The following is a 243-nucleotide window of genomic DNA, read 5'->3' on the forward strand; positions in this document are numbered from 1 at the left end:
CACAAATCCATCTTGCCTTGATGGTGGCGGCTAGTGTGCGCAGATCCGTCGCCGCAGGGAGATTGGCAAGATAGTATTTCTTCTCCCCTGAGGCACGTTGCTCGCCAATGAGCCAGGCTTCGTCGCCCGGGAGATGCTGCTGACCTTTATCCCAAATCCGCTGAGGAGGGCCGTCGGCGGTGCGGACACGGAGAGCAGCAAATCGGGCTTTCAGCCGACCTTTCGTCCCGCTGCGCCAGCTCA

1 pseudogene is annotated in these 243 nt (G+C 60.5%); it reads right to left on the reverse strand.

Features of this window, described 5'->3' with window-relative positions:
* Positions 1-243, reverse strand: a pseudogene (locus FNJ47_RS55725) (IS701 family transposase); the annotation flags it as partial.

The sequence above is a fragment of the Bradyrhizobium uaiense genome, from assembly GCF_010811875.1.
Taxonomy (GTDB): Bacteria; Pseudomonadota; Alphaproteobacteria; order Rhizobiales; family Xanthobacteraceae; genus Bradyrhizobium; species Bradyrhizobium uaiense.